The sequence below is a fragment of the Roseovarius halophilus (ex Wu et al. 2025) genome (assembly GCF_047086965.1).
Genome location: NZ_JBKOTX010000379.1, coordinates 1 through 2,862 on the forward strand (window position 1 = coordinate 1; position 2,862 = coordinate 2,862).

The 2,862-nt window shown below is 71.2% G+C and carries 3 protein-coding genes and 1 pseudogene; 2 read left to right on the plus strand and 2 right to left on the minus strand.

Annotated elements, in window-relative coordinates; all coding sequences use genetic code 11:
* A pseudogene (locus tag ACH107_RS31730) lies at positions 1-468 on the plus strand (saccharopine dehydrogenase); the annotation flags it as partial.
* 3 nt (positions 469-471) lie between these two features.
* A complete protein-coding gene (locus ACH107_RS31735; RefSeq protein ID WP_412509623.1) occupies positions 472-1,611 on the plus strand; it encodes a saccharopine dehydrogenase family protein in 1,140 nt (379 codons plus the stop codon).
* 120 nt (positions 1,612-1,731) lie between these two features.
* Here the strand turns inward: ACH107_RS31735 and ACH107_RS31740 are convergent, their stop codons facing one another.
* The gene (locus tag ACH107_RS31740; protein WP_412509624.1) at positions 1,732-2,496 is read right to left on the minus strand and encodes an ABC transporter permease; all 765 of its coding nucleotides are present in this window, start codon (positions 2,494-2,496) and stop codon (positions 1,732-1,734) included.
* Positions 2,493-2,862: ATP-binding cassette domain-containing protein (locus ACH107_RS31745; protein WP_412509625.1), on the minus strand; the 370-nt coding region annotated here is incomplete at its 5' end. The genes ACH107_RS31745 and ACH107_RS31740, both read right to left, overlap by 4 nt.

The window sequence follows — 2,862 nt, forward strand, 5'->3', positions numbered from 1 at the left end:
CTCGTGCCCAAGGGCTGGCTGTGCGAGGCGATGGGCGTGGAGACCACGCGCTGGGACATGGCCGAGACGGCGCAGGGCGGCCCCTTTCCGGCGATCCTGGAGCATGACATCTTCCTCAATTGCATCTTCGCGCGGCCCGGCACGCCGGTCTTCGTGCCGCGCGAGGCCCTGACGGCGCCGCGGCGGCTGGGCGTGATCGGCGACGTGGCCTGCGACCCGGACAGCGATTACAACCCGGTGCCCGTCTACGAGACCGCCACGAGCTGGGACGCGCCGGTGGTGCGGGTGCACGACGCGCCGCCGCTGGACGTGATGGCGATCGACAACCTACCGTCACTGCTGCCGCGGGAATCCTCGGAGGATTACGCCGCGCAGCTGCTGCCCGCGCTGGCCGGGCTCGACCGGCTCGATGCCGGGGTCTGGGCGCGGGCCGAAGCGACATTCAACGAGATCATGAAAGGGGTGTGAGACATGACGATTCATTGGTGCGGCACGGGCCTGTCGGCGGTTCCCGGCCTGCGACGGCTGATCGAGGCGGGGCACGACGTCACCGTTTGGAACCGGACGCCGGACAAGGCCGAGGCGGCCGTGGGCGACCTGACCGACCGGATCCGGGCCTTCGAGATGGACACGCTGGCGGCCGCGGTCGAAAAGGGCGATGTCGTGGTGTCGATGCTGCCGGGGGACTGGCACGTGCCGGTGGCCGAGATGTGCATCGGCAAAGGGGCGCATTTCGTCTCGTCCTCCTACATCGCGCCGGAGATGCGCGAGCTGGACGCGCGGGCCCGCGCGGCGGGCGTGTGCTGCGTCAACGAGGTGGGGCTGGACCCCGGCATCGACCACCTTATGGCGCATCACCTCGTGGCCGAGTACCGCGCGTCCGACGCCTGCGCGGCCGATAACGACATTTCCTTCACGTCCTATTGCGGGGGCGTGCCCAAGCACCCCAACCCCTTCCGCTACAAGTTCAGCTGGTCGCCGCTGGGGGTTCTGAAGGCGCTGCGCTCGCCCTCGCGCTCGATCCGCGATCATGCCGAGCTGAACGTGGACCGGCCGTGGAACGCGCTGTCGAGCTATACCGCGCCATTGCCGGAGCCGGAGACCTTCGAGGTGTATCCCAACCGCGACTCGATCCCCTTCATGGCGGATTACCGGTTCGATCCGGAGTGGCGCGTCAGGGAATTCGTGCGCGGCACGCTGCGCCTCGATGGCTGGGCCGAGGCGTGGGAGGATGTCTTTGCCGAGATCGAGACGCTGGAGGGCCCTGAGGGCGAGGCGCGGCTGAAGGAGATGTCGGACCGTTTCTGGGCCGAGAACGCCTACGAGGCGGGTGAGCCCGACCGCGTGATCATGTGCGTGTCGCTCAAGGCCGAGCGTGCGGGCCGGCCCGTCTGGCACAAGACCTACGTGATGGACGCGTGGGGCGACGCGCGGGGCACGGCGATGGCCCGGCTCGTGTCGATCCCGCTGTCGCTTGTCGTGGAGGCGGTGCTGAACCACGAGATCCCGGCCGGCGTCACCCCCGCGCCTCATGATCCCGTGCTGGTCGAGCGGCTGTTGGGCGAGGTTGACCGCCTGGCACAGCATCTGCAGGTGGTCGATCACCTGTAACGGGTCCCGGTGACACGCCTTGGCGCGGCAGGTGCGCAATCGGCCGCGCCGGGCACGGGCCGGCGCCGCCGGACGCCTTCGGCGAGGGTATTTGGACCGAGAAGACGCCGCGCGCGCGGATCAGCCGTCCTGGTCGGCCGTGGCGCCGAAACGGTCGAGCCAGCGGTGCGACGCGCGGTCCACGCCCGCGTGCAGCGCGAGGGTGAAAATGGCCAGCACGATCAGCGCGGCGAACATCAGGTCGATCTTGGCCCGGCCGTTGGCCAGCAGCATCAGGTAGCCCAGCCCCCGCGACGCGCCCACCCATTCGCCGATGATGGCGCCGATCGGCGCGTAGACCGCCGCGAGGCGCAGCCCGGAGGCAAAGCCGGGCAGGGCGGCCGGCACGCGTATGTGCCACATCACGCGGCCCGGGCGCGCGCCCATCACGCGCGCCATGTCGAGCCAGCCCGGCGGGGTGCGCATCAGCGCGTCGAAGAAGGCCGAGGTGACCGGGAAGTAGATGATGAGCAGCGCCATCGCGATCTTTGACCAGAGCCCGTAGCCCAGCCAGAGCGTGAGGATCGGCGCCAGCGCGAAGACCGGGATCGCCTGGCTGAACACCAGCATCGGCCGCACCAGCCGCCGCGCGACGTCCGAGAGCGCAAGCGCGATCGCCGTGGCCCCGCCGAGGAGCGCGCCGAGGGCGAGGCCGATGAGGACCTCGGCGATGGTGATGACCGCGTGTTCGGCGATGAGCGCGCGGCTGGACCAGAGCGCCTCGGCCACCCGGAGCGGGCCGGGCAGGATGAAGGGGGGCAGCCCGGCAAGCGTGACGAGCGCCTGCCAGAGCCCGAGGGCGAGCGCCGTCGACGCGGCGAGGGTGGCGAGGCGGCGGGCCGTCATGCCGGTTGCCTCAGCCGGGTGAAGAGCCGGCCCTGCGCGGTGAGCGTGGCGGGATCGTCCACCGGGCGCGGCACGGGCGTGTCGGGCGGCGCGACCTCTTCGAGCGTGGGGCCGGACATCAGGTAGATGCGGTGGCCCAGCCGTGCGGCCTCGGCCGGGTCGTGGGTGACCATGAGCACGGTGCGCCCTGCCAGCAGTCCGGCGGCGAGCTCCTGCATCTCGGCGCGGGTGCGGGCATCGAGCGCCGAGAAGGGTTCGTCGAGCAGCACGAGGGGGCGGTCCTCCATCAGGGTGCGGGCCAGCGCGACGCGCTGGCGCTGCCCGCCCGAGAGCGCGCCGGGGCGCTTGTGGAGATGATCGGCGAGG

Coding starts and splice junctions, on each gene's coding strand:
- ACH107_RS31735 (WP_412509623.1), top strand. CDS start 472: ATGACGATTCATTGGTGCGGCACGGGCCTGTCGGCGGTTCCCGGCCTG.
- ACH107_RS31740 (WP_412509624.1), bottom strand. CDS start 2,496: ATGACGGCCCGCCGCCTCGCCACCCTCGCCGCGTCGACGGCGCTCGCC.